This is a genomic window from Pseudomonas sp. GL_093 (assembly GCF_057837605.1).
In genome coordinates, this window is the sequence record NZ_CM174448.1 from 6,837,279 (window position 1) to 6,857,666 (window position 20,388).

Annotated in this window: 20 protein-coding genes and 1 pseudogene; 14 read left to right on the plus strand and 7 right to left on the minus strand. The window is 58.7% G+C overall.

What is annotated here, in order from left to right; genetic code table 11:
- Window positions 1–17 precede the first annotated feature (17 nt).
- Window positions 18–1,331, plus strand: coding sequence for an NAD(P)/FAD-dependent oxidoreductase (locus AC3IUE_RS31605; protein ID WP_489264635.1), 1,314 nt, complete (start codon window positions 18–20; stop codon window positions 1,329–1,331).
- Between the two features lie 126 nt (window positions 1,332–1,457).
- On the opposite strand, the gene AC3IUE_RS31610 is transcribed toward AC3IUE_RS31605, so the two are convergent.
- Window positions 1,458–1,703, minus strand: a complete 246-nt coding sequence (locus AC3IUE_RS31610) for a DUF1127 domain-containing protein (RefSeq protein WP_489264636.1) — start codon at window positions 1,701–1,703, stop codon at window positions 1,458–1,460.
- 179 nt (window positions 1,704–1,882) lie between these two features.
- On the opposite strand from AC3IUE_RS31610, the gene AC3IUE_RS31615 reads away from it, so the two are divergent.
- Together AC3IUE_RS31615 and AC3IUE_RS31620 are read left to right on the plus strand one after the other, a co-directional pair.
- Window positions 1,883–3,316 (plus strand): aminotransferase-like domain-containing protein, encoded by a 1,434-nt coding sequence (locus tag AC3IUE_RS31615; RefSeq protein ID WP_489264637.1) that lies wholly within the window; start codon window positions 1,883–1,885, stop codon window positions 3,314–3,316.
- 60 nt (window positions 3,317–3,376) lie between these two features.
- Complete coding sequence (locus tag AC3IUE_RS31620; RefSeq protein ID WP_489264638.1) at window positions 3,377–4,942, plus strand: phospholipase D family protein; 1,566 nt, start codon at window positions 3,377–3,379, stop codon at window positions 4,940–4,942.
- A 96-nt stretch (window positions 4,943–5,038) separates the two neighbouring features.
- Here the strand turns inward: AC3IUE_RS31620 and AC3IUE_RS31625 are convergent, their stop codons facing one another.
- Together AC3IUE_RS31625 and AC3IUE_RS31630 are read right to left on the minus strand one after the other, a co-directional pair.
- Window positions 5,039–6,184, minus strand: a complete 1,146-nt coding sequence (locus AC3IUE_RS31625; RefSeq protein ID WP_489264639.1) for an MFS transporter — start codon at window positions 6,182–6,184, stop codon at window positions 5,039–5,041.
- A 160-nt stretch (window positions 6,185–6,344) separates the two neighbouring features.
- Window positions 6,345–7,838: an aldehyde dehydrogenase gene (locus AC3IUE_RS31630; protein ID WP_008150178.1), complete on the minus strand. Its 1,494-nt coding sequence runs from the start codon at window positions 7,836–7,838 to the stop codon at window positions 6,345–6,347.
- A 227-nt stretch (window positions 7,839–8,065) separates the two neighbouring features.
- On the opposite strand from AC3IUE_RS31630, the gene AC3IUE_RS31635 reads away from it, so the two are divergent.
- On the plus strand, window positions 8,066–8,428 hold the full coding sequence (locus AC3IUE_RS31635) for a cupin domain-containing protein (RefSeq protein ID WP_046045049.1): 363 nt from the start codon (window positions 8,066–8,068) through the stop codon (window positions 8,426–8,428).
- Between the two features lie 188 nt (window positions 8,429–8,616).
- Here AC3IUE_RS31635 and rpmG read toward each other — a convergent pair whose 3' ends face one another.
- Both rpmG and rpmB read right to left on the minus strand, forming a co-directional pair.
- Window positions 8,617–8,772 carry a 50S ribosomal protein L33 gene (gene rpmG, locus AC3IUE_RS31640; RefSeq protein WP_007894709.1) on the minus strand — a complete coding sequence of 52 codons (156 nt, stop codon included), beginning with the start codon at window positions 8,770–8,772 and terminating at the stop codon, window positions 8,617–8,619.
- An 11-nt stretch (window positions 8,773–8,783) separates the two neighbouring features.
- Window positions 8,784–9,017, minus strand: a complete 234-nt coding sequence (rpmB, locus tag AC3IUE_RS31645; protein WP_007894701.1) for a 50S ribosomal protein L28 — start codon at window positions 9,015–9,017, stop codon at window positions 8,784–8,786.
- Between the two features lie 446 nt (window positions 9,018–9,463).
- Here rpmB and AC3IUE_RS31650 point away from each other — a divergent pair, with 446 nt between their 5' ends.
- Window positions 9,464–11,050 (plus strand): ABC transporter substrate-binding protein, encoded by a 1,587-nt coding sequence (locus AC3IUE_RS31650; RefSeq protein ID WP_489264640.1) that lies wholly within the window; start codon window positions 9,464–9,466, stop codon window positions 11,048–11,050.
- A gap of 133 nt (window positions 11,051–11,183) precedes the next feature.
- On the opposite strand, the gene radC is transcribed toward AC3IUE_RS31650, so the two are convergent.
- Window positions 11,184–11,858, minus strand: a complete 675-nt coding sequence (gene radC / locus AC3IUE_RS31655) for a RadC family protein (protein WP_056738679.1) — start codon at window positions 11,856–11,858, stop codon at window positions 11,184–11,186.
- Window positions 11,859–11,994: 136 nt separating this feature from the next.
- Between radC and coaBC the strand changes: the two genes are divergently transcribed.
- The 9 genes and pseudogenes from coaBC to AC3IUE_RS31700 all read left to right on the plus strand — a co-directional run bounded on the left by coaBC (window position 11,995) and on the right by AC3IUE_RS31700 (window position 19,662).
- Complete coding sequence (coaBC, locus tag AC3IUE_RS31660) at window positions 11,995–13,203, plus strand: bifunctional phosphopantothenoylcysteine decarboxylase/phosphopantothenate--cysteine ligase CoaBC (protein WP_056738678.1); 1,209 nt, start codon at window positions 11,995–11,997, stop codon at window positions 13,201–13,203.
- A 5-nt stretch (window positions 13,204–13,208) separates the two neighbouring features.
- Entirely contained in the window at window positions 13,209–13,664 is a 456-nt protein-coding gene (gene dut, locus AC3IUE_RS31665; RefSeq protein WP_056738676.1) for a dUTP diphosphatase, read from the plus strand.
- A 278-nt stretch (window positions 13,665–13,942) separates the two neighbouring features.
- A pseudogene (locus tag AC3IUE_RS31670) lies at window positions 13,943–15,319 on the plus strand (phosphomannomutase/phosphoglucomutase); the annotation flags it as partial.
- A 25-nt stretch (window positions 15,320–15,344) separates the two neighbouring features.
- On the plus strand, window positions 15,345–16,250 hold the full coding sequence (gene argB / locus AC3IUE_RS31675) for an acetylglutamate kinase (RefSeq protein ID WP_008007602.1): 906 nt from the start codon (window positions 15,345–15,347) through the stop codon (window positions 16,248–16,250).
- Window positions 16,251–16,439: 189 nt separating this feature from the next.
- Window positions 16,440–16,652 (plus strand): hypothetical protein, encoded by a 213-nt coding sequence (locus AC3IUE_RS31680; protein WP_080932508.1) that lies wholly within the window; start codon window positions 16,440–16,442, stop codon window positions 16,650–16,652.
- Window positions 16,653–16,669: 17 nt separating this feature from the next.
- Window positions 16,670–17,242, plus strand: coding sequence for a hypothetical protein (locus AC3IUE_RS31685; protein WP_056738674.1), 573 nt, complete (start codon window positions 16,670–16,672; stop codon window positions 17,240–17,242).
- Complete coding sequence (locus AC3IUE_RS31690) at window positions 17,229–17,612, plus strand: hypothetical protein (RefSeq protein WP_489264641.1); 384 nt, start codon at window positions 17,229–17,231, stop codon at window positions 17,610–17,612. Before AC3IUE_RS31685 ends, AC3IUE_RS31690 begins: the two co-directional genes overlap by 14 nt.
- Window positions 17,613–17,680: 68 nt before the next feature.
- The gene (locus tag AC3IUE_RS31695; RefSeq protein ID WP_489264642.1) at window positions 17,681–18,805 is read left to right on the plus strand and encodes a type IV toxin-antitoxin system AbiEi family antitoxin; all 1,125 of its coding nucleotides are present in this window, start codon (window positions 17,681–17,683) and stop codon (window positions 18,803–18,805) included.
- A complete protein-coding gene (locus AC3IUE_RS31700; RefSeq protein WP_489264643.1) occupies window positions 18,793–19,662 on the plus strand; it encodes a hypothetical protein in 870 nt (289 codons plus the stop codon). The genes AC3IUE_RS31695 and AC3IUE_RS31700 overlap by 13 nt, the downstream gene beginning before the upstream one ends.
- Before the next feature lie 56 nt (window positions 19,663–19,718).
- On the opposite strand, the gene pyrE is transcribed toward AC3IUE_RS31700, so the two are convergent.
- Window positions 19,719–20,363, minus strand: coding sequence for an orotate phosphoribosyltransferase (gene pyrE / locus AC3IUE_RS31705; protein WP_007894680.1), 645 nt, complete (start codon window positions 20,361–20,363; stop codon window positions 19,719–19,721).
- Between the last annotated feature and the right edge of the window lie 25 nt (window positions 20,364–20,388).

Consider the following 20,388-nt stretch of genomic DNA (forward strand, 5'->3'; position numbering starts at 1 on the left):
GAATCAGGAACACGCACATGAATGCCCGTGCTCAGCAACCGGCCCCGAACCACCAGCACCCTGCTTCTTACTACGCCGCCAGCAGCCTGCCGCAGCCCGATCATCCGGTGCTCACAGCTGACCTGGTGGCTGACGTGTGCGTGGTCGGTGGTGGATTCTCCGGGTTGAACACGGCGCTCGAACTGGCCGAACGCGGCTTCAGTGTGATCCTGCTCGAAGCCCACAAAATTGGTTGGGGCGCCAGCGGACGCAATGGCGGGCAGTTGATTCGAGGCATCGGCCATGGCCTCGATCAGTTCGCTAACGTGGTCGGTGCGGACGGCGTGCGTCAGATGAAACTCATGGGCCTGGAAGCGGTGGAAATCGTCCGACAGCGCGTCGAGCGTTTTCAGATCCCTTGCGACCTGACCTGGGGTTATTGCGACCTCGCTAACAAGCCTCGCGACCTCGAAGGTTTTGCCGAAGACGCCGAAGAGCTGCGCAGTCTCGGTTACCGTTACGAAACCCGTCTGCTGCAAGCCAGTGAAATGCATTCTGTCGTGGGTTCCGACCGCTACGTCGGCGGTTTGATCGACATGGGCTCGGGGCATCTGCACCCGCTGAACCTGGCACTGGGCGAAGCGGCAGCCGCCCAGCAGTTGGGGGTGAAGCTGTTCGAACAATCCGCGGTCACCCGCATCGATTATGGCCCCGAGGTCAAGGTCCATACCGCCCAGGGCTCGGTTCGCGCCAAGACGCTGGTGCTGGGCTGCAACGCCTACCTCAATGAACTCAATCCCGAACTCGGCGGCAAGGTGCTGCCCGCCGGCAGCTACATCATCGCCACCGAGCCCTTGAGCGAAGAACTGGCTCACTCGCTGCTGCCGCAGAACATGGCGGTGTGTGATCAACGGGTGGCACTGGATTACTACCGGCTCTCGGCGGACCGACGCTTGCTGTTTGGTGGCGCCTGCCATTATTCAGGTCGCGACCCGAAGGACATCGCCGCGTACATGCTGCCGAAGATGCTGGAGGTTTTCCCGCAACTGGCCGGGGTGAAGATCGACTATCAATGGGGCGGGATGATCGGCATTGGCGCTAATCGCCTGCCGCAGATCGGGCGGTTAAAGGATCAGCCGAATGTGTATTACGCCCAGGCTTATTCCGGTCATGGCGTGAATGCCACGCACCTCGCGGGAAAGTTGTTGGCTGAAGCTATCAGTGGTCAGCAGGGTGGCGGGTTTGATCTGTTTGCCAAGGTGCCGCATATCACCTTTCCGGGGGGCAGGCATTTGCGCTCGCCACTGCTTGCGCTGGGGATGTTGTGGCATCGGCTTAAAGAGTTGGTCTGATCAGTTTTTGGTGTCTGTTCCGGCGCCATCGCGAGCAAGCTCGCTCCCACAGGGGATTTGTGAACGACACAGATCAACTGTGGGAGCGAGCTTGCTCGCGATTGGGCCTTGAGGGCGCCAAAGAAGTCAGATCCGCCAGAAGGGTTTAAGCCCCTCCTCCCGCGCCTGCTCCCGACTCAACCCGACATCCCTTAGCTGCTCAGTCGTGAGCTCCAGCAATGCCTTGCGCGTGTGCAGACGATGCCAGAACAGACTCCAGCGACCCAGGCCGGACGGTGCGTTGCGCATGACCGCCTCACGTGCGCCGTTGATTTGCCCTGCCGCCAGTTCCTGACTGTGTAACGTCAGCCGCACATCGCTCAAGCCGTTCATTTTGATTGCTCCTGTTTACTTGGGTAGCCAGAGCTTTCATGATGCGCGGGAGGCGAAAAGCATTACAGATTCAACGAGACTGTATTAACTCCATACAGATTTTGCGTTTCAGCGTCTGAATCCTATATTTCCGCCCCATCTGTACTGGTTAACCGAATCACCCACACCGAGACTGCGCCATGACCCTTTACGTCAACCTCGCCGAACTACTCGGCACGCGGATCGAACAGGGCTTCTATCGCCCCGGTGACCGGCTGCCGTCAGTGCGGGCGTTGAGTGTTGAACACGGCGTCAGCCTGAGCACGGTGCAGCAGGCCTATCGCGTGCTGGAAGACAGCGGGTTGGCGACACCGAAACCCAAGTCGGGTTACTTCGTACCGGTGGGTCGCGAACTGCCGGAGCTTCCGGCCATTGGACGCCCGGCCCAGCGTCCGGTGGATATTTCCCAGTGGGATCAAGTGCTGGAACTGATCCGCGCAGTGCCACGCAAGGATGTGGTGCAACTGGGTCGCGGCATGCCGGACATCACCACGCCGACCATGAAACCGCTGCTGCGCAACCTGGCGCGAATCAGCCGGCGGCAGGACATGCCCGGTCTGTATTACGACAACATCTACGGCACCCTCGAACTGCGCGAACAGATTGCCCGTCTGCTGCTCGATTCAGGTTGCCAATTGACGGCCCACGACCTGGTGATCACTACCGGTTGCCACGAAGCGCTGTCCACCAGCATCCGCGCCATCTGCGAGCCGGGCGACATCGTAGCCGTGGACTCGCCAAGCTTTCACGGCGCCATGCAGACCCTCAAGGGCCTGGGCATGAAAGCCCTGGAAATCCCTACCGACCCGCTCACCGGGATCAGCCTCGATGCCCTCGAACTGGCCTTGGAACAATGGCCGATCAAGGCCATACAGTTGACCCCCAACTGCAACAACCCGCTGGGCTACATCATGCCGGAGTCACGAAAACGCGCGTTATTGACGCTCGCACAGCGTTTCGACGTAGCGATCATCGAGGATGATGTGTATGGCGAACTGGCTTACACCTACCCGCGCCCGCGCACGATCAAATCCTTCGACGAAGATGGCCGCGTCCTGCTGTGCAGTTCCTTTTCCAAGACCCTGGCGCCGGGGCTGCGTATTGGCTGGGTGGCGCCGGGACGGTATCTGGAACGGGTGCTGCACATGAAATACATCAGCACCGGCTCCACGGCGCCGCAGCCGCAGATTGCCATCGCCGAATTCCTCAAAGCGGGGCACTTCGAGCCGCATTTGCGAAGGATGCGTACGCAATACCAGCGCAATCGCGACGTGATGATCGATTGGGTCAGCCGCTATTTTCCGGCCGGTACCCGAGCCAGTCGCCCCCAGGGCAGCTTCATGCTCTGGGTCGAGCTGCCGGAGGGTTTCGACACCCTGAAACTGAATCGTGCGCTGCATGATCAAGGCGTACAGATTGCCGTCGGCAGTATCTTTTCCGCCTCGGGCAAGTACCGCAATTGCCTGCGGATGAACTACGCTGCCAAGCCAACGCCGCAAATTGAAGAAGCGGTGCGCAAGGTCGGCGCCGCAGCGATCAAACTGCTCGCGGAAACCGACTGCTTCACCGACTGACCTTTCTCGGGAATCCAGCGTCCATATGCCGACACCTGCCGCCAATCGGAACGATCCCACGTGAGAGTCAGACAGCCCCTGCTCGCTCTTCTGTTACTCGCCTCGTTCCTCGGCGGCTGTGCGACGCTCAACGTTCCGCGCGAACCGAGCCAAGCGCTGCCCGCCAGCGACTCGGCGTTCGGTCGCTCGATTCAGGCTCAGGCGGCCCCCCATCAGGGACAATCCGGCTTTCGCCTGCTCTCCGACAGCACCGAAGCCTTCACCGCCCGCGCCGAGCTGATCCGCAACGCCCAAAGCAGCCTGGATTTGCAGTACTACATCGTGCATGACGGCATCAGCACACGGATGCTGGTGGATGAACTGCTCAAGGCTGCCGACCGCGGCGTACGCGTGCGCATTCTGCTCGACGACACCACCAGCGATGGCCTGGACCGGATCATCGCCACGCTGGCGGCACATCCGCAGATCCAGATCCGTGTGTTCAACCCATTGCACTTGGGTCGCAGCACCGGCGTGACACGAACAGTGGGACGGTTGCTCAACCTGTCGCAGCAACACCGGCGCATGCACAACAAGCTGTGGCTGGCCGACAACAGCATGGCCATCGTCGGTGGACGCAATCTGGGGGATGAGTACTTCGATGCCGAACCCAACCTGAATTTCACTGACATCGACATGCTCAGCGTCGGCCCGGTCGCCGAACAGCTGGGGCACAGTTTCGACCAATACTGGAACAGTGCGCTGAGCAAGCCGATCGACGAGTTCCTCTCGAGCAAACCGACGGCCAGGGACCTGGAAAACACCCGGACCCGACTGGAAGAATCGCTTGAGGAAACGCGCAAACAGAATCACGCGCTCTACCAGCAGTTGATGACCTACAGCACTCACCCGCGCCTGGCAATCTGGCGTCGGGAGTTGATCTGGGCCTGGAATCAGGCGCTGTGGGACGCACCGAGCAAGGTGCTGGCCGACGGTGAGCCCGACCCCCAGTTGCTGCTGACCACGCAGTTGGCGCCCGAGCTCAATGGCGTCAGCAAAGAGCTGATCATGATTTCGGCCTACTTCGTACCCGGCCAACCGGGGCTGGTGTACCTGACCGGGCGCGCCGATGCCGGGGTGTCGGTAAGCCTGCTGACCAACTCACTGGAAGCTACTGACGTCCCGGCGGTGCATGGCGGTTACGCGCCGTATCGCAAGGCGCTGCTGGAGCATGGCGTGCAGCTGTTCGAATTGCGTCGCCAGCCCGGAGGCGGCGGCAGCGGCCCCCATCTGTTCTACAGCAAGTCCTACCGCGGCTACGACTCCAGCCTGCACAGCAAGGCGATGATCTTTGACCAGCAGAAGTCGTTCATCGGATCTTTCAACTTCGACCCACGCTCAGTGCTGTGGAATACCGAAGTCGGGGTACTGGTGGACAGCCCGGAACTCGCCGCGCGCGTGCGTGAACTGGCGTTTCAAGGCATGGCGCCGCCCTTGAGTTATCAGGCGAAACTGGAAAATGGCCAGGTCGTCTGGGTCACCGAGGACGACGGCAAAATGCACACGCTGACCAAGGAGCCGGGGACTTGGTGGCGTCGCTTCAATGCGTGGATGAGCACCACCGTCGGCCTTGAGCGGATGTTGTAACCCTGTGGGAGCGAGCTTGCTCGCGATTGCGGTGTATCAGCCCACATCAATATTGAATGTTAAGGCCGCATCGCGAGCAAGCTCGCTCCCACAGGTTTAAGCCGGCTCCGCCACCGCGCCAAACGCGCCTTGGCGCCTCAGCAGAATCACCAACCCCAGCGCACCGGCCGCCATCAGCAACGGCAACGCATGCCCGCTGATCCACTGACTGCCGGCACCGGCCGCCAGCGGTCCGATCAGGCAACCGATACCCCACAGCTGCGCGATATGCGCATTGGCGCGCACCAGCGCATCGTCGCGATAACGCTCGCCGATCAGGATCAGTGACAAGGTGAACAAGCCGCCGGCACTGGCACCGAACAACACCCACAACGGCCAGATCAGCAACGTGTCGATCAACAACGGGATGGCCAGGCTCGATATCAGCAGAACCACCGCACACCCGGTGAACAACGTACGTCGCGACAAGCGATCAGCCAGTGCGCCAATCGGCAATTGCAGCAAGGCATCACCCACCACCACCGTGCTGACCATCGCCAGCGCAATGTCCGTCGTAAAGCCCTGACGCAGGCAATAAACCGGCAACAAAGTCAGGATCATCGCTTCGAACGCAGCGAACAGCGACACCGCCCAGGCAATCGCCGGCAGGCCACGGCAGAAACCCAGCAAGTCGCTGAAGGTCACGCTGCTGGCTTCACTGGCCGGTGCGCCGCTGCGGCCCAGCAACAGGAACGGTGCCGCCGTCAGCAAACCGACGCCGACCCAGAACCCGTAATCGTGTTCGGTGCCCACAACGCCAAGCAGCAACGGCCCGGCCAGCTGACTCAGCGCATAACTGCTGCCATACAGCGCAACCAATCGACCGCGCCACTCTTCAACCACAAGCTGGTTGATCCAGCTTTCGCCAAGGATGAAGACGAGGGTCAGGATTACCCCGATCATCAGCCGCAATACCAGCCAGATCGGATAGCTTGGCAACAGCGCCAGCAAACCGATGGACAACGCCCCGGCCCACAGACACAAACGCATCAGATTGGCCGTGCCCAGACGCGCGGCCAGATGGCTGGAGATCTTTGCCCCCAGCAATACGCCAATGGCGGGCATCGCTGCCATCACACCGATGGCGAACGAGCCGTAACCCCAGCCTTCCAGGCGAAACGACACCAACGGCATGCTGACGCCCAGCGCCAGGCCGACACTCAAGACAGACGCCAACACGGCGAAATAAGTCGCCCAACGCATTTCCCACGCTCCTGTGGATATTATTTTTCACAGACAACACAAAACAAATGTGGGAGCGAGCTTGCTCGCGATGGCAGTTTCACATTCAACATTGACGTCGACTGTCAGACCGCTATCGCGAGCAAGCTCGCTCCCACAGGGGATCTTCGTTGTGTGGTGCTTACAACTTGATCCAGGTCGCCTTCAGCTCGGTGTACTTGTCGAACGCGTGCAGCGACTTGTCGCGACCGTTGCCGGACTGCTTGAAGCCACCGAACGGCGCCGTCATGTCGCCGCCGTCATACTGGTTGACCCACACGCTACCAGCGCGCAGTGCCTTGGCAGTCAGGTGGGCCTTGGAAATATCCTTGGTCCACACCGCCGCGGCCAGGCCGTAAGGGGTGTCGTTGGCAATCGCAATGGCTTCTTCGGCGGTATCGAAAGTGATCACCGACAGCACTGGGCCGAAGATTTCTTCCTGAGCGATTTTCATCGCATTGCTGACGCCGTCGAAAATCGTCGGCTCAACGTAAGTGCCACCGGTTTCCTGAAGAATGCGCTTGCCGCCCGCCACCAGTTTGGCGCCGTCGGTGTGGCCGGATTCGATATAGGACAGCACGGTGTTCATCTGCTGGGTATCCACCAGCGCGCCGACGTTGGTTGCCGGATCCAGCGGGTTGCCCGGCTTCCAGGTTTTCAGGGCCTCGATCACCAGCGGCAGGAATTTATCCTTGATCGAACGCTCCACCAGCAGGCGCGAGCCAGCGGTGCAGACTTCGCCCTGGTTGAAGGCGATGGCGCCGGCCGCCGATTCAGCGGCAGCTTGCAGGTCCGGCGCATCGGCGAACACGATGTTCGGGCTTTTACCGCCGGCTTCGAGCCAGACGCGTTTCATGTTCGATTCGCCGGAGTAGATCAGCAGTTGCTTGGCGATTTTGGTCGAACCGGTGAACACCAGCGTGTCGACATCGTTGTGCAGGGCCAGGGCCTTGCCGACGGTGTGACCGTAACCTGGCAGGACGTTCAACACGCCTTTCGGGATACCGGCTTCAACGGCCAGCGCAGCGATGCGGATGGCGGTCAGCGGCGATTTTTCGGATGGCTTGAGGATCACCGAGTTACCGGTGGACAGCGCCGGGCCGAGTTTCCAGCACGCCATCATCAGCGGGAAGTTCCACGGCACGATGGCGCCGACAACGCCGACCGGTTCGCGGGTCACCAGACCCAGCTGGTCATGGGGAGTCGCGGCCACTTCGTCGTAGATCTTGTCGATGGCCTCACCGCTCCAGCTCAGGGCTTGCGCCGCGCCTGGAACGTCGATGTACAGGGAATCGCTGATTGGCTTGCCCATGTCCAGGGTTTCAAGCAGGGCCAGCTCTTCGGCGTGCTGTTTCAGCAGGCCGGCGAAACGGATCATGGTGGCTTTGCGTTTGGTCGGGGCCAGGCGCGACCAGACGCCGGAATTGAAGGTGGCGCGGGCGTTTTCAACAGCGCGCTGGGCGTCGGCGGCGTCACAGCTGGCAATCTTGCCCAGCAGACGGCCATCGACCGGGCTGATGCACTCGAAGGTCTCGGCGGAGACAGCATCGGTGTATTCGCCATTGATGTAGGCGCGGCCTTCGATCTTCAGATCGCGAGCCCGTTGTTCCCAATCGGCACGAGTCAGGGTGGTCATACGAGTGTCCTCCTCTTATTGAATACGAACGCTCCACGGTCTTCGCGGGCGCTGTCAGGAATTCTGCCCGGCCAGCCTGCTTTTTCGGCCCAAGGCAACTGCCACCCTAAACCAGTGGCCGGGGTTGTTTCAATATATTTGACACAAGGTCGGCAAACGGCCTTGCGGTGTTCATTTTAATAAACATAGACTTTGGGCTTTTCAGGCAATCACGGGAAATTACAACAATGAATATCCAGGATGTCGTCGACTTCAGCCAGGCCACGACCGCGCCCGAGCGCTATCGACCAGACCCGACGAAAGTCCTCAAGGGCGATCCCGAGCAAGCGGTGTACAACCACTACAACAGTCCGTGCGGCCAGCTGAACGCCGGCGTATGGGAAGGCGACGTCGGGCAATGGACGGTGAACTTCACCGAACATGAATACTGCGAAATCGTTCAAGGGGTTTCGGTACTACGCGACAACGACGGCAACAGCAAAACCCTGCGCGCGGGTGACCGCTTCGTGATTCCTGCGGGGTTCAGGGGCACCTGGGAAGTGCTGGAGCCTTGCCGCAAGATCTATGTGGCGTTTGAACAGAAGGCTTGAGGATTTGGGTTGTCCCAGCCGGCCTCATCGCGAGCAAGCTCGCTCCCACAGGGGATCTGTGCCGATCACAAAACCTGTGGGAGCGAGCTTGCTCGCGATGAGGCCCTGAAGGGCAACACAAAACCCCAGGCAACAAAAAAGGCCCGTATCGCGAGATACGGGCCTTTTTCGTAAGAGGGAAAAATCAATTACTTGATTTTGCCTTCTTTGTAGATCACGTGCTTGCGAACAACCGGATCAAATTTCTTGATCTCGATTTTGTCCGGAGTAGTGCGCTTGTTCTTGTCGGTAGTGTAGAAGTGACCAGTACCGGCGCTCGAAATCAAACGAATCAATTCACGCATGATTAGCTCCCTTAGATCTTGCCAGCTTTGCGGATTTCGGCCAGCACGACAGTGATGCCACGCTTGTCGATGATACGCATGCCTTTGGCAGATACGCGCAGACGCACGAAACGTTTCTCTTCTTCAACCCAGAAGCGGTGATGCTGCAGGTTCGGCAGGAAACGACGACGGGTTTTGTTGTTTGCGTGGGAAATGTTATTCCCAGTCACCGGACCCTTACCGGTAACTTGACATACTCTCGACATGCCTCAGCCCTCTAAAACCACATGCCCAACCCGGCATGGGTTGGCCGCTTAATCTCTCAGTCATTTGGCGCCAGGCGCCGCGTTTCTTTAGAGGTCTTACCGGCTACACCTACAGTGAAGGAACCGGGCCCCTAGAAAAGAGCGCTGCTTTATACCAGAAAGACTGGAGAGCAACAACATTCCGTGTGCACAGACTTAATAAAAACCCCGTTTTTCTGGCTCCGAGCGCCTTGGATAAAGGCTATCGTCGATGAAGACCGCTCGTCGCAGAGAATCGGCCAACAGGCCAATCCAGGGTTTTGCTCAACCGGTACTCACCGAAAACAATCGCCTATAGTCCCCTTAAAATGAAAAAGGGGATAGTCATTTACAAAAGAGCCCACTAGGGTAAGCCTTTTCCAGACTGCACTTGCAGATGGGCCTTCGATCTGTAAAGGAATCCGACCATGCGCCTCGCTGCCCTACCGCTGTTGCTCGCCCCGCTTCTGCTGAGCCCATTGGCCCATGCCGCCGCTCTGAGCGTCTGCACAGAGGCAAGCCCGGAAGGGTTCGACGTGGTGCAGTACAACTCGCTGACCACCACCAACGCCTCGGCCGACGTGCTGATGAACCGTCTGGTGGACTTCGATACCGCCAGCGGCAAAGTGGTCGCCAGCCTCGCGGACAGCTGGGAAGTCACGCCCGACGGCCTGACCTATGTTTTCAAATTGCACCCGCAGGTGAAGTTTCACCGCACCGAATACTTCAGTCCGACGCGTGACCTGACCGCCGAAGACGTGAAGTTCAGCTTCGACCGCATGCTCGACCCGGCCAACCCGTGGCACAAAGTCGCCCAAAGCGGCTTCCCGCACGCCCAGTCGATGCAGTTGCCAGCATTGATCAAGAAGATCGACGCATTGGACCCGCTCACCGTGCGCTTCACCCTCGATCACCCGGACTCGACCTTCCTCGCGACGCTGAGCATGGGTTTCGCCTCGATCTACTCCGCCGAATATGCCGACAAACTGATGAAGGCCGGCACCCCGGAGAAGCTCAATAGCCAGCCAATCGGCAGCGGGCCGTTCATCTTCACGCGCTTCCAGAAAGATGCCTCGATTCGCTACAAGGCCAACCCGGATTACTTCCGCGGCAAGCCTTCAGTGGATCCGCTGATTTTCGCCATTACCCCTGACGCCAACGTGCGTTTGCAGAAATTGCGCCGCAACGAGTGCCAGATCGCCCTGTCACCCAAGCCTCTGGACGTACAGGCAGCGCTGAAAGAACCGACCCTGAAAGTGGAAAAGACTGACGCCTTCATGACCGCGTTCGTCGGCATCAACAGCCAGCATCCACCGCTGGACAAGCCTGAAGTGCGCCAGGCGATCAACCTCGCGTTCGACAAGGCCAGCTACATCAAAGCCGTGTTCGAAGACACCGCCGAACCTGCCAATGGTCCATACCCGCCGAACACCTGGAGCTATGCCAAAGGCCTGCCGGGTTATCCGCATGACATCGAAAAAGCCAAAGCACTCATGGCGAAGGCCGGGCTCAAGGACGGTTTCCAGACCACCATCTGGACCCGACCTTCTGGCAGTCTGCTCAACCCGAACCCGAGCCTCAGCGCTCAAATGCTGCAATCGGACCTCGCGGAAATCGGCATTCAGGCCGAGATTCGGGTGATCGAATGGGGCGAACTGATTCGCCGCGCCAAGGCCGGTGAACACGATCTGTTGTTCATGGGCTGGGCCGGCGACAACGGAGACCCGGACAACTTCCTCACGCCGCAGTTTTCCTGCGCCGCGGTCAAGTCCGGCACCAACTTCGCCCGCTACTGCAACCAGGACCTGGACAAGCTGATCAGCGCCGGCAAGACCACCGGCGAGCAAGGTGTGCGTACCAAGCTCTACGAACAGGCCCAGGCACAGATCCAGCAGCAGGCGCTGTGGCTGCCGCTGGCCCACCCGACCGCCTTCGCGCTGACGCGCAAGGACGTTGAGGGCTACTCGGTCAGCCCGTTTGGTCGTCAGGATTACTCGAAGGTCAACCTCAAATAACCCGCCATACACAAAACCTGTAGGAGTGAGCCTGCTCGCGATTGCAATCTTTCAGTTACCGGACAAGGTGACTGACACGACGCCATCGCGAGCAGGCTCGCTCCTACAGTGGGTTTGTATTCTCCCTCCAGAGCTACATCCACCCGTACTCAGCCATGGACAGCGGATCGCCGTCACCGATGATGAAATGGTCGAGCACCCGCACATCGATCAGGTCCAGCGCCTCTTGCAGGCGCTTGGTCAGCATTCGGTCGGCTTGACTGGGGTTGGTATTACCCGACGGATGGTTATGGCAGAGGATCAACGCTGCGGCGTTGTGGGCCAATGCGCGCTTAACCACTTGTCTCGGATAGACACTGGTGCTGTCGATGGAGCCGCGAAACAGCACTTCAAAGGTCAGCACTTGATGCCTGGAATCCAAAAACAGACAGCCGAACACCTCGTGAGGCTCATGGCGCAGCATTGACTTCAGGTAATCACGAACCGCCTGCGGATTTTCCAGCGCCGATTTTTGGCGCGCACGTTCGGCCAAATGCCGCCGGCTCATTTCCTGGACTGCTTGCAACTGAGCGAATTTCGCCGGCCCGAGCCCCAACTGCCGGCTGAATGCTGCTTGATCGGCCTCGAGCAGTGAGCGCAGGCTGCCAAACTGACTCAACAGGTGTCGCGCCAGATCTACCGCGCTTTTACCCGACACGCCCGTTCGTAAAAAAATCGCCAGCAGTTCGGCGTCTGAAAGGCTCCCCGAGCCCAACTCAAGCAACCTCTCCCGCGGCCGTTCCGCCGCCGGCCAATCACGAATACTCATAGCACCTCCCTGGTCTGTGGGCGCCGCTGTTCCGTAGCGGTCGCTGTGATATCGTAGCCCATCTTTTTTGCGGGCGATTTCACTCCTGGGGAGGGGGTATCGCCATGCAGTCATCAACGAAATGAAAGGCAGACCTATGCAGCGGCTGTATCGGAAACGCATCGTTCTGGGCGTCGGCGGCGGCATTGCTGCCTACAAGAGCGCCGACCTGGTTCGCCGACTGATCGACCAGGGCGCCGAAGTGCGCGTGGTCATGACCCGTGGCGGCAGCGAGTTCATCACGCCGTTAACCATGCAGGCCTTATCCGGCCACCCGGTCCACCTCGACCTGCTGGACCCCGCGGCCGAAGCCGCCATGGGCCACATCGAACTGGCCAAATGGGCCGACCTGGTGCTGATCGCTCCCGCCACCGCGGACCTCATTGCCCGCCTGGCCCAAGGCATTGCCGACGACCTGCTGACCACGCTGGTGCTGGCCACCGACGCCGTGGTCGCCGTTGCCCCGGCGATGAACCAGGCCATGTGGCGCGACCCGGCGACCCAGGCCAACCTGCAAACCCTCGAAAGCCGTGGCCTGAAAACCTTTGGCCCAGCCTCCGGCAGCCAGGCCTGTGGCGACGTCGGCATGGGCCGCATGCTCGAAGCCACCGACCTCGCCCAGCTCGCGGCGGACTGCTTCCAGCGTCAGGCACTGACCGGTAAACACGTGCTGATCACCGCCGGCCCGACCCAGGAAAACATCGACCCGGTGCGCTACATCACCAACCACAGCTCCGGAAAAATGGGCTTTGCCCTGGCCGAAGCCGCGGTGGAAGCCGGCGCCCGCGTAACGCTGATCACCGGCCCGGTGCACCTGCCAACCCCGGATCGCGTCACGCGCATCGACGTGGTCAGTGCCCGCGACATGCTCGCCGCTTGTGAAGCCGCGATCCCTTGCGACCTGTTCATCGCCTCAGCAGCGGTCGCGGATTACCGCCCGGAAGTCGTCGCCCCACAGAAACTCAAGAAAGACCCTACGAACGGCGACGGCTTGTTGCTACAGATGGTGCGTAACCCGGACATCCTGGCCACCATTGCCACACGCCCCGACCGTCCGTTCAGTGTCGGTTTCGCTGCCGAAACCGAACACCTGCTCGACTACGCTGCCCGCAAGTTGAAAGACAAGAACCTCGATTTGATCGTCGCCAACGACGTCGCCAACCCGAGCATTGGCTTCAACAGCGAAGAAAACGCCTGCAGCGTGATCGACCGCCAGCTACACGCCACACTTTTCGCCCAGACCAGCAAGAGCAAGATTGCTCGCCAGCTGATCACTTTTATCGCCGAACGTCTGAACCAGGTTTAATTTACATGCACGCTTTGCAAGCCAAGATCCTCGACCCTCGCATCGGTACCGAATTCCCGCTGCCGCAGTACGCCACGCCAGGCTCCGCCGGCCTCGACCTGCGCGCCATGCTGGAAAAAGACACCGTCATCAAGCCGGGCGAAACCCTGCTGATCCCGACAGGCCTGTCTGTCTACATTGGCGATCCGGGTTTGGCAGCGCTGATTCTCCCGCGCTCCGGCCTGGGCCATAAGCACGGCATCGTGCTGGGCAACCTGGTCGGCCTGATCGACTCCGATTATCAAGGACCGTTGATGGTGTCGTGCTGGAACCGTGGCCAGACCGAATTCACCATGGTCGTTGGCGAACGTTTGGCCCAGTTGGTGCTGGTACCGGTGGTTCAAGCGCATTTCGAGATGGTCGAAGAGTTCGTCGAAACCCAGCGCGGCACTGGCGGGTTCGGCCACTCCGGCAGCCATTGATGACTTTGTGGGAGCAGCCGGTCGACGCTCGATTGCTCGCTCCCACAGGTTTTGCACTGAATTGCACAGACGTCATCTGGAAGGTTTATCACTGAAAATCAAGGTATTGGCGGTTCCATTACACGCTGATGTCGGGGTCATGGCCTTTACGCACCACGAACTCTCAGTGAAAAACGCCGTCATACCCTTCAGTTTGAGCCGGCCGACGAGTTCTTCGCGGCAGGTCCAGCCACTTTCGAGATGGAGCATTTCTACAGATGAGCACCCCAGCCCAAGTCGCACCCAAGTTCCCCGACAGCATCTTCCGCGCCTACGATATTCGCGGCACCGTCCCGGAATTCTTGAACGCTGAAACCGCTTATTGGCTCGGTCGCGCCATCGGCTCCCAGAGCCTGGCCCAGGACGAACCCAATGTGTCCGTCGGCCGTGACGGTCGCCTGTCCGGTCCAGAACTGGTCGAACAACTGATCAAAGGCCTCGCCGACAGCGGTTGCCACGTCAGCGACGTCGGCCTGGTGCCAACGCCTGCGTTGTACTACGCCGCCAACGTCTTGGCCGGCAAATCCGGCGTGATGCTCACCGGCAGCCACAACCCGTCGAACTACAACGGCTTCAAGATCGTCATCGCTGGCGACACTTTGGCCAATGAACAGATCCAGGCCCTGCACGAACGCCTCAAGACCAACAACCTGAGCAGCGGCAAGGGCAGCATCACCCAGGTCGAGATCCTCGACCGCTACAACACCGAAATCGTCCAGGACATCAAACTGGCTCGCCGCCTCAAAGTCGTGGTCGACTGCGGCAACGGCGCGGCCGGCGTGATTGCCCCGCAACTGATCGAAGCCCTGAACTGCGAAGTCATCCCGCTGTTCTGCGACGTCGACGGCAACTTCCCGAATCACCACCCGGACCCGGGCAAGCCTGAAAACCTCGTGGACCTGATCGCCAAGGTCAAGGAAACCAACGCTGACCTGGGCCTGGCTTTCGACGGCGACGGCGACCGCGTCGGCGTGGTGACCAACACCGGCAGCATCGTTTACCCGGACCGCCTGCTGATGCTGTTCGCCCGTGACGTGCTGGCGCGCAACGCTGACGCGGAGATCATCTTCGACGTCAAATGCACCCGCCGCCTGACGCCGCTGATCAAGGAATACGGCGGCCGTCCGCTAATGTGGAAGACCGGTCACTCGTTGATCAAAAAGAAAATGAAACAAACCGGCGCCCTGTTGGCCGGCGAAATGAGTGGGCACATCTTCTTCAAGGAGCGCTGGTTCGGTTTCGACGACGGCATTTACAGCGCCGCTCGTCTGCTGGAGATCCTCAGCAAAGAAAAATCCAACGCGGAAGAGCTGTTTGCGACCTTCCCGAACGATATTTCTACGCCGGAAATCAATATCCATGTGACCGAAGAGAGCAAATTCAGCATCATTGATGCTCTGCACGACGCGAAGTGGGGCGAAGGCGCCGACCTGACCACCATTGACGGCGTGCGAGTCGACTACGCCAAAGGCTGGGGCCTGGTTCGCGCGTCCAACACCACACCGGTGCTGGTGTTGCGCTTCGAGGCCGATGACGAGGCTGAACTGCAGCGCATCAAGGACGTATTCAAAGTCCAGTTGAAGCGTGTTGCACCTGATCTCCAATTACCGTTTTGATCTTCTGAAGTACCCGGAGCCCTGAATGACCCTCGAACGCGAAGCCGCCGCCAACACCGCCAAGGTCCTGTCCGAAGCGCTGCCTTACATTCGCCGCTATGTCGGCAAGACGCTGGTGATCAAATACGGCGGCAACGCGATGGAAAGCGAGGAGCTGAAAACCGGCTTCGCCCGCGACATCGTGCTGATGAAAGCCGTCGGCATCAACCCGGTGGTGGTTCACGGCGGCGGCCCGCAAATCGGCGACCTGCTCAAGCGTCTGTCGATCGAGAGCCATTTCATCGATGGCATGCGCGTGACTGACGCGCAAACCATGGACGTGGTGGAAATGGTCCTCGGCGGCCAGGTGAACAAGGACATCGTCAACCTGATCAACCGTCATGGCGGCAGCGCCATCGGCCTGACCGGTAAAGACGCCGAGCTGATTCGTGCGAAGAAACTCACCGTCACCCGCCAGACGCCAGAGATGACCCAACCGGAAATCATCGACATCGGCCAGGTGGGCGAAGTGGTCGGGATCAACACCGACTTGCTGAACCTGCTGGTCAAAGGTGACTTCATCCCGGTGATCGCGCCAATCGGTGTCGGCGCCAACGGCGAGTCATACAACATCAACGCCGACCTGGTGGCCGGTAAAGTTGCCGAAGCACTGAAAGCTGAAAAGCTGATGCTGCTGACCAACATCGCCGGCCTGATGGACAAGTCGGGCACGGTCCTGACCGGCCTGACCACTCAACAAGTCGACGACTTGATCGCCGACGGCACCATCTACGGCGGCATGCTGCCGAAGATCCGTTGCGCGCTGGAAGCCGTGCAAGGTGGCGTGGGTAGCTCGTTGATCATCGATGGCCGGGTGCCAAATGCGATTCTTCTGGAAATCTTCACCGACACCGGTGTGGGTACCTTGATCAGCAATCGCAAGCGTCACTGATTCAAGAACGCAAAAGATCGCAGCCTTCAGCAGCACCTATGGATGTACGAATATTCCGTAGGAGCTGACGAAGCCTGCGATCTTTTTTATGCGCGCAGGAAATGCCTGACCTGATTAAGCGAAACGTCCGACATCCAGCCAGCACAAGTCCGCATAGGATCTTCCCTGTATCCACAGGAGATCTTCCCCATGCAAAAAGACCACGTTCCCTACGGCAGTGATGTTTCAGCAGGCACTTACGAGTGCGCAGACTGCGGGCGCGAATACACCAATCAGTCAAAGACTTCGCTTCCGCCGTGTCCAGACTTCAAACCAAGCACCCACGTACTTAATGGCTGGAATATCCTGACCGGCCAAGGTGACGCCGTGGCAGATCCGTATCCAAACAAGCCTTCCAAGTAATCACGGGGGTCTGAACCATGCAGATCTCGTTCACGATCGACGCCCAGGTATTCGACCTCGAGCAAAGGGAGCCGGTCAAAAAGACCTTGAGGATCTCCGACCACGAAATCGCCCACGCCCTGCAGCGAATCGCCAAGGCGAGCCTGACCGAATACTTGAAAATGCTGGTAGAAGGCGGCATGCCGAGTCGGGCCGATGAAGCGAAACAGGACCGCTTGCTGTATCTGATTCAAAGCTACTTCGGGCAGACATTGCCGACCGAATCCCAGATATCGACGATTTTTCAGCTGACCCAGAGCCAAAGCAAAACCCTGCTGAAAAACACGGTTTCGCGCTTTCGCAATCAGCTGGACGATATTCTGCAGCACAGCATGCGAGCCGTGATCGAGTCTGCGGAACATGCGCAGACGGTGTACCTGGTGGTGATCAGTTCGGACGTCATTCGTGATGAGCTGAACATGCTGATCACACAGAACGAACCGACCTTCAAACCCATCACAAAACGTAAAGGCAGCGCCGGGCAGTTCGAGATCAGCGAGGATTCCCACGACCTGCTCTGCGCAACGCTGGGGATCAATGCCGTTCAGTGACATCGTGGCGGTCAGTGGATTGCTGCTGACCTTGACCACCTTCATGTTCAACCTGGCGTGGCCGAGGCTGCATGAAGCACTGGAGCTGGATGAAAGCCAATCTGGCCCGCTCGCCAGAAAACGTAGCCGAAAAAAGGTAACGAACGTTTTGTTCGCCTGCGCCCTCCCCCTGACCAGCGCCTTCCTGGCGCTGTTTTACGTCAACCTTCCTGCTGCTGTGAGAATCATGGGCAGCAGCACGCTGAATCTTTGGGACTTTGACGTGGATCGCACGCTTTATGTGTTCGTCGTCCTGGCGTTGCTGGTGTTTGCGCTGCTCAATGTATGGCTCGCTGTGCGGCTTATCGATAAATGGCGGAAGCTGGGCTAACAGCACGTCCGCTTTCCATATTTCACTGTTAACCCTATTTTCAACATTCGCTGAAATCGTCATATTGGATGAAAATTATCGACAGATTTCACCAGAATGGCTATTTTCAGCATTCGTTGAAAAGGGTTAAATCAATGAAAGAGCTCGAAATGCACTCAAGAGACGCGCTGCGAAACCTCCTGAGTAAAATACCGATCCTCGAGATTAAAAGCCTGAAATCTGTCCCGCTTTCAAAAGCCTGGACTCCCGACTTCGTTGTCGAGGTAAACACATCAGGGAAATCGCACTCTCTGGTCTGCGAGGTGAAAGCAAGTGGCCAGCCCAGATTCATAAACGTAGCCATACTTCAGCTTCGCGACTACGTGAACGAGCGGAACACAAAGGCTACGCCTATCGTGGTCGCACCTTATCTTTCACCCGCTGCCAGACAAACGTGTCGGGAAAAAGGTGTGGGATATCTGGACCTGGAGGGCAATTCCTGGATTTCATTCGATGGTGTATTCATTGACCACCAAGTCGCTGACAGGCCGCCCTCGGAGAACAGGGAGCTGAAGTCTCTCTTCAAACCAAAATCAGCTCAGATCATTCGTATGATGCTTCGGGAACCGGACCGAGCCTGGCGGGTGATGGAGCTTTCCGAAGCTTCCGGAGCGAGTCTGGGTCAAGTCAGCAATGTCCGCACCGCGCTGCTGAATCGAGAATGGGCAAGAACAACAAACGAGGGCGTATGTCTATCCGATCCTAAAGCCCTTTTGGATACATGGGTCGAAACATACGAGCTTCCATCAGGGGACCGTAAAAAGTTCTATACCACCTTACATGGCAGCGCATTGGAAAATGCGGCGCGGAACGCTATCGGAGAAAGGAGCAACGGACACGCGCTTTTTTCCTCATTTTCTGCCGCTCAATGGCTCGCGCCCTATGCTCGAGTCAGCACGAATTACTTTTATGCGGACATTCAAGGTCTAGAGAAATTGGTCAAAGCATTACAGTTGGTTCCCACATCAAAGGGAGAAAACGTAGTGATCACTTTACCCAGGGACGAAGGACTTCTACTGGACACCGTTGAAGCCGCGCCGGGAGCCATATGCACCAGTCCAGTTCAGACCTATCTGGATCTATCGGTAGCAGGAGAGCGAGGAAAGGAAGCTGCCGAGTATCTACGACAGGAAAAATTGACATGGCCCCGTTAGTACCTCAAGAACCCCAATCCGCTTCAGATTATGACGACAGAACGACGACTGCAGTGAAGGCGGTATTAGTCGAAATGGGTCAAATTCTTGGTTCCTTCAGAGGCAAGTTTGCAGTGATCGGTGGAGCAGTGCCGTGGCTTCTGCTTGCGAATGACGATATGCAACATGTTGGTACCCTTGATGTCGATTTAAGCCTGAACGCAGAGGCTCTCGGTGATGGCGAGTACGCAACATTGATCGAAGCACTGATGGGCAATGGATACGAGCAAAGAGGAGAACTTCGGCGATTCCAACTAGTCCGCGAGGTTCCCGTGCAGGACGGTGGAGCTGCGATAGATGTGATCGTGGATTTCTTGATGCCGCGCGACGCCGAAATCATCCAAAACAAGCCACCCATTCTCAACGACTTTGCAGTTCAACGCGCCGACGGCGCTGACTTGGCCATGCGTTTCTATCAGATGGTTGCAATTGAAGGCCCCATGCCTACGGGCGGCAAAAATCGAGTGGAGATCGCTGTGTGTTCGGTCCCCGCACTACTGGCGATGAAGGGATATGCCCTGAACGGAAGGCATAAACAGAAGGACGCATACGACATCTACTACTGCGTTCGCAATTATCCCGGAGGCATAGAAGCACTTGCAGAAGAGTGTCGACCAGTACTTGAAACGGGAAGTGGCGAACAGGGTTTTCAGTTCATTTGCGAAAAGTTTGATATCGCCGAGGGCTACGGCCCGACCTCAGTAAGGCGTTTCGTCGAAGACAGCCAAATCCTGGGAGATCGCACACCGGATCAGTGGCAACAGGACGCTTTCGGGCAGATTGATGCCTTATTGCGCGCCTTAAGGCTACGGGAGTAACAGCCACCCTGATACCAGCACTCAAAAAAAGACCCTGTTCTCACAGGGCCTTTTCTTTAGACGCCGAACTGCGCGCGGTAGGCTTCAACCGCCGGCAGGTGTTGCTTGAGCTGTGGATCGTCAGCCAGGAATTCGAGCACCTGATTCAGCGAAACAATGCTGATCACCGGGATGCCGAAGTCACGCTCCACTTCCTGGATGGCCGACAACTCGCCGTTGCCACGCTCCTGACGGTTCAGGGCGATGAGCACGCCCGCAGCCTTGGCGCCGTCCTGGGAAGCGATGATCTGCATCACTTCACGGATGGCAGTGCCAGCGGTGATCACGTCGTCGATGATCAGCACGTCGCCGGTCAACGGTGCGCCGACCAGGCTGCCACCTTCGCCGTGAGCCTTGGCTTCCTTGCGGTTGAAGCACCACGGCAGGTCGCGGCCATGATGTTCGGCCAGGGCCACTGCGGTGGTCGCCGCCAAAGGGATGCCTTTGTAGGCCGGACCGAACAACACGTCGAACGAAATACCGCTCTCGACGATGGCCGCCGCGTAGAAACGACCCAGCTGCGCAAGGGCCGACCCCGAGTTGAAAAGGCCAGCATTAAAGAAGTAAGGACTGGTGCGCCCGGACTTCAGGGTGAACTCGCCGAAGCGCAAAACGCCGCGATCGATGGCAAAACGAATGAAATCGCGCTGATACGCTTGCATGAAAAAAACCCCAAATACCACGGAT

What these genes read in the sequence shown, in the direction of transcription:
- AC3IUE_RS31635 (WP_046045049.1), top strand. Translation starts at nt 8,066, where the DNA reads ATGAATATCCAGGATGTCGTCGACTTCAGCCAGGCCACGACCGCGCCC.
- AC3IUE_RS31700 (WP_489264643.1), top strand. Translation starts at nt 18,793, where the DNA reads ATGGCCCCGTTAGTACCTCAAGAACCCCAATCCGCTTCAGATTATGAC.
- AC3IUE_RS31605 (WP_489264635.1), top strand. Translation starts at nt 18, where the DNA reads ATGAATGCCCGTGCTCAGCAACCGGCCCCGAACCACCAGCACCCTGCT.
- AC3IUE_RS31650 (WP_489264640.1), top strand. Translation starts at nt 9,464, where the DNA reads ATGCGCCTCGCTGCCCTACCGCTGTTGCTCGCCCCGCTTCTGCTGAGC.
- rpmB (WP_007894701.1), bottom strand. Translation starts at nt 9,017, where the DNA reads ATGTCGAGAGTATGTCAAGTTACCGGTAAGGGTCCGGTGACTGGGAAT.
- AC3IUE_RS31625 (WP_489264639.1), bottom strand. Translation starts at nt 6,184, where the DNA reads ATGCGTTGGGCGACTTATTTCGCCGTGTTGGCGTCTGTCTTGAGTGTC.
- AC3IUE_RS31690 (WP_489264641.1), top strand. Translation starts at nt 17,229, where the DNA reads ATGCCGTTCAGTGACATCGTGGCGGTCAGTGGATTGCTGCTGACCTTG.
- AC3IUE_RS31685 (WP_056738674.1), top strand. Translation starts at nt 16,670, where the DNA reads ATGCAGATCTCGTTCACGATCGACGCCCAGGTATTCGACCTCGAGCAA.
- AC3IUE_RS31680 (WP_080932508.1), top strand. Translation starts at nt 16,440, where the DNA reads ATGCAAAAAGACCACGTTCCCTACGGCAGTGATGTTTCAGCAGGCACT.
- dut (WP_056738676.1), top strand. Translation starts at nt 13,209, where the DNA reads ATGCACGCTTTGCAAGCCAAGATCCTCGACCCTCGCATCGGTACCGAA.
- pyrE (WP_007894680.1), bottom strand. Translation starts at nt 20,363, where the DNA reads ATGCAAGCGTATCAGCGCGATTTCATTCGTTTTGCCATCGATCGCGGC.
- AC3IUE_RS31610 (WP_489264636.1), bottom strand. Translation starts at nt 1,703, where the DNA reads ATGAACGGCTTGAGCGATGTGCGGCTGACGTTACACAGTCAGGAACTG.
- AC3IUE_RS31615 (WP_489264637.1), top strand. Translation starts at nt 1,883, where the DNA reads ATGACCCTTTACGTCAACCTCGCCGAACTACTCGGCACGCGGATCGAA.
- rpmG (WP_007894709.1), bottom strand. Translation starts at nt 8,772, where the DNA reads ATGCGTGAATTGATTCGTTTGATTTCGAGCGCCGGTACTGGTCACTTC.
- AC3IUE_RS31695 (WP_489264642.1), top strand. Translation starts at nt 17,681, where the DNA reads ATGAAAATTATCGACAGATTTCACCAGAATGGCTATTTTCAGCATTCG.
- radC (WP_056738679.1), bottom strand. Translation starts at nt 11,858, where the DNA reads ATGAGTATTCGTGATTGGCCGGCGGCGGAACGGCCGCGGGAGAGGTTG.
- coaBC (WP_056738678.1), top strand. Translation starts at nt 11,995, where the DNA reads ATGCAGCGGCTGTATCGGAAACGCATCGTTCTGGGCGTCGGCGGCGGC.
- argB (WP_008007602.1), top strand. Translation starts at nt 15,345, where the DNA reads ATGACCCTCGAACGCGAAGCCGCCGCCAACACCGCCAAGGTCCTGTCC.
- AC3IUE_RS31630 (WP_008150178.1), bottom strand. Translation starts at nt 7,838, where the DNA reads ATGACCACCCTGACTCGTGCCGATTGGGAACAACGGGCTCGCGATCTG.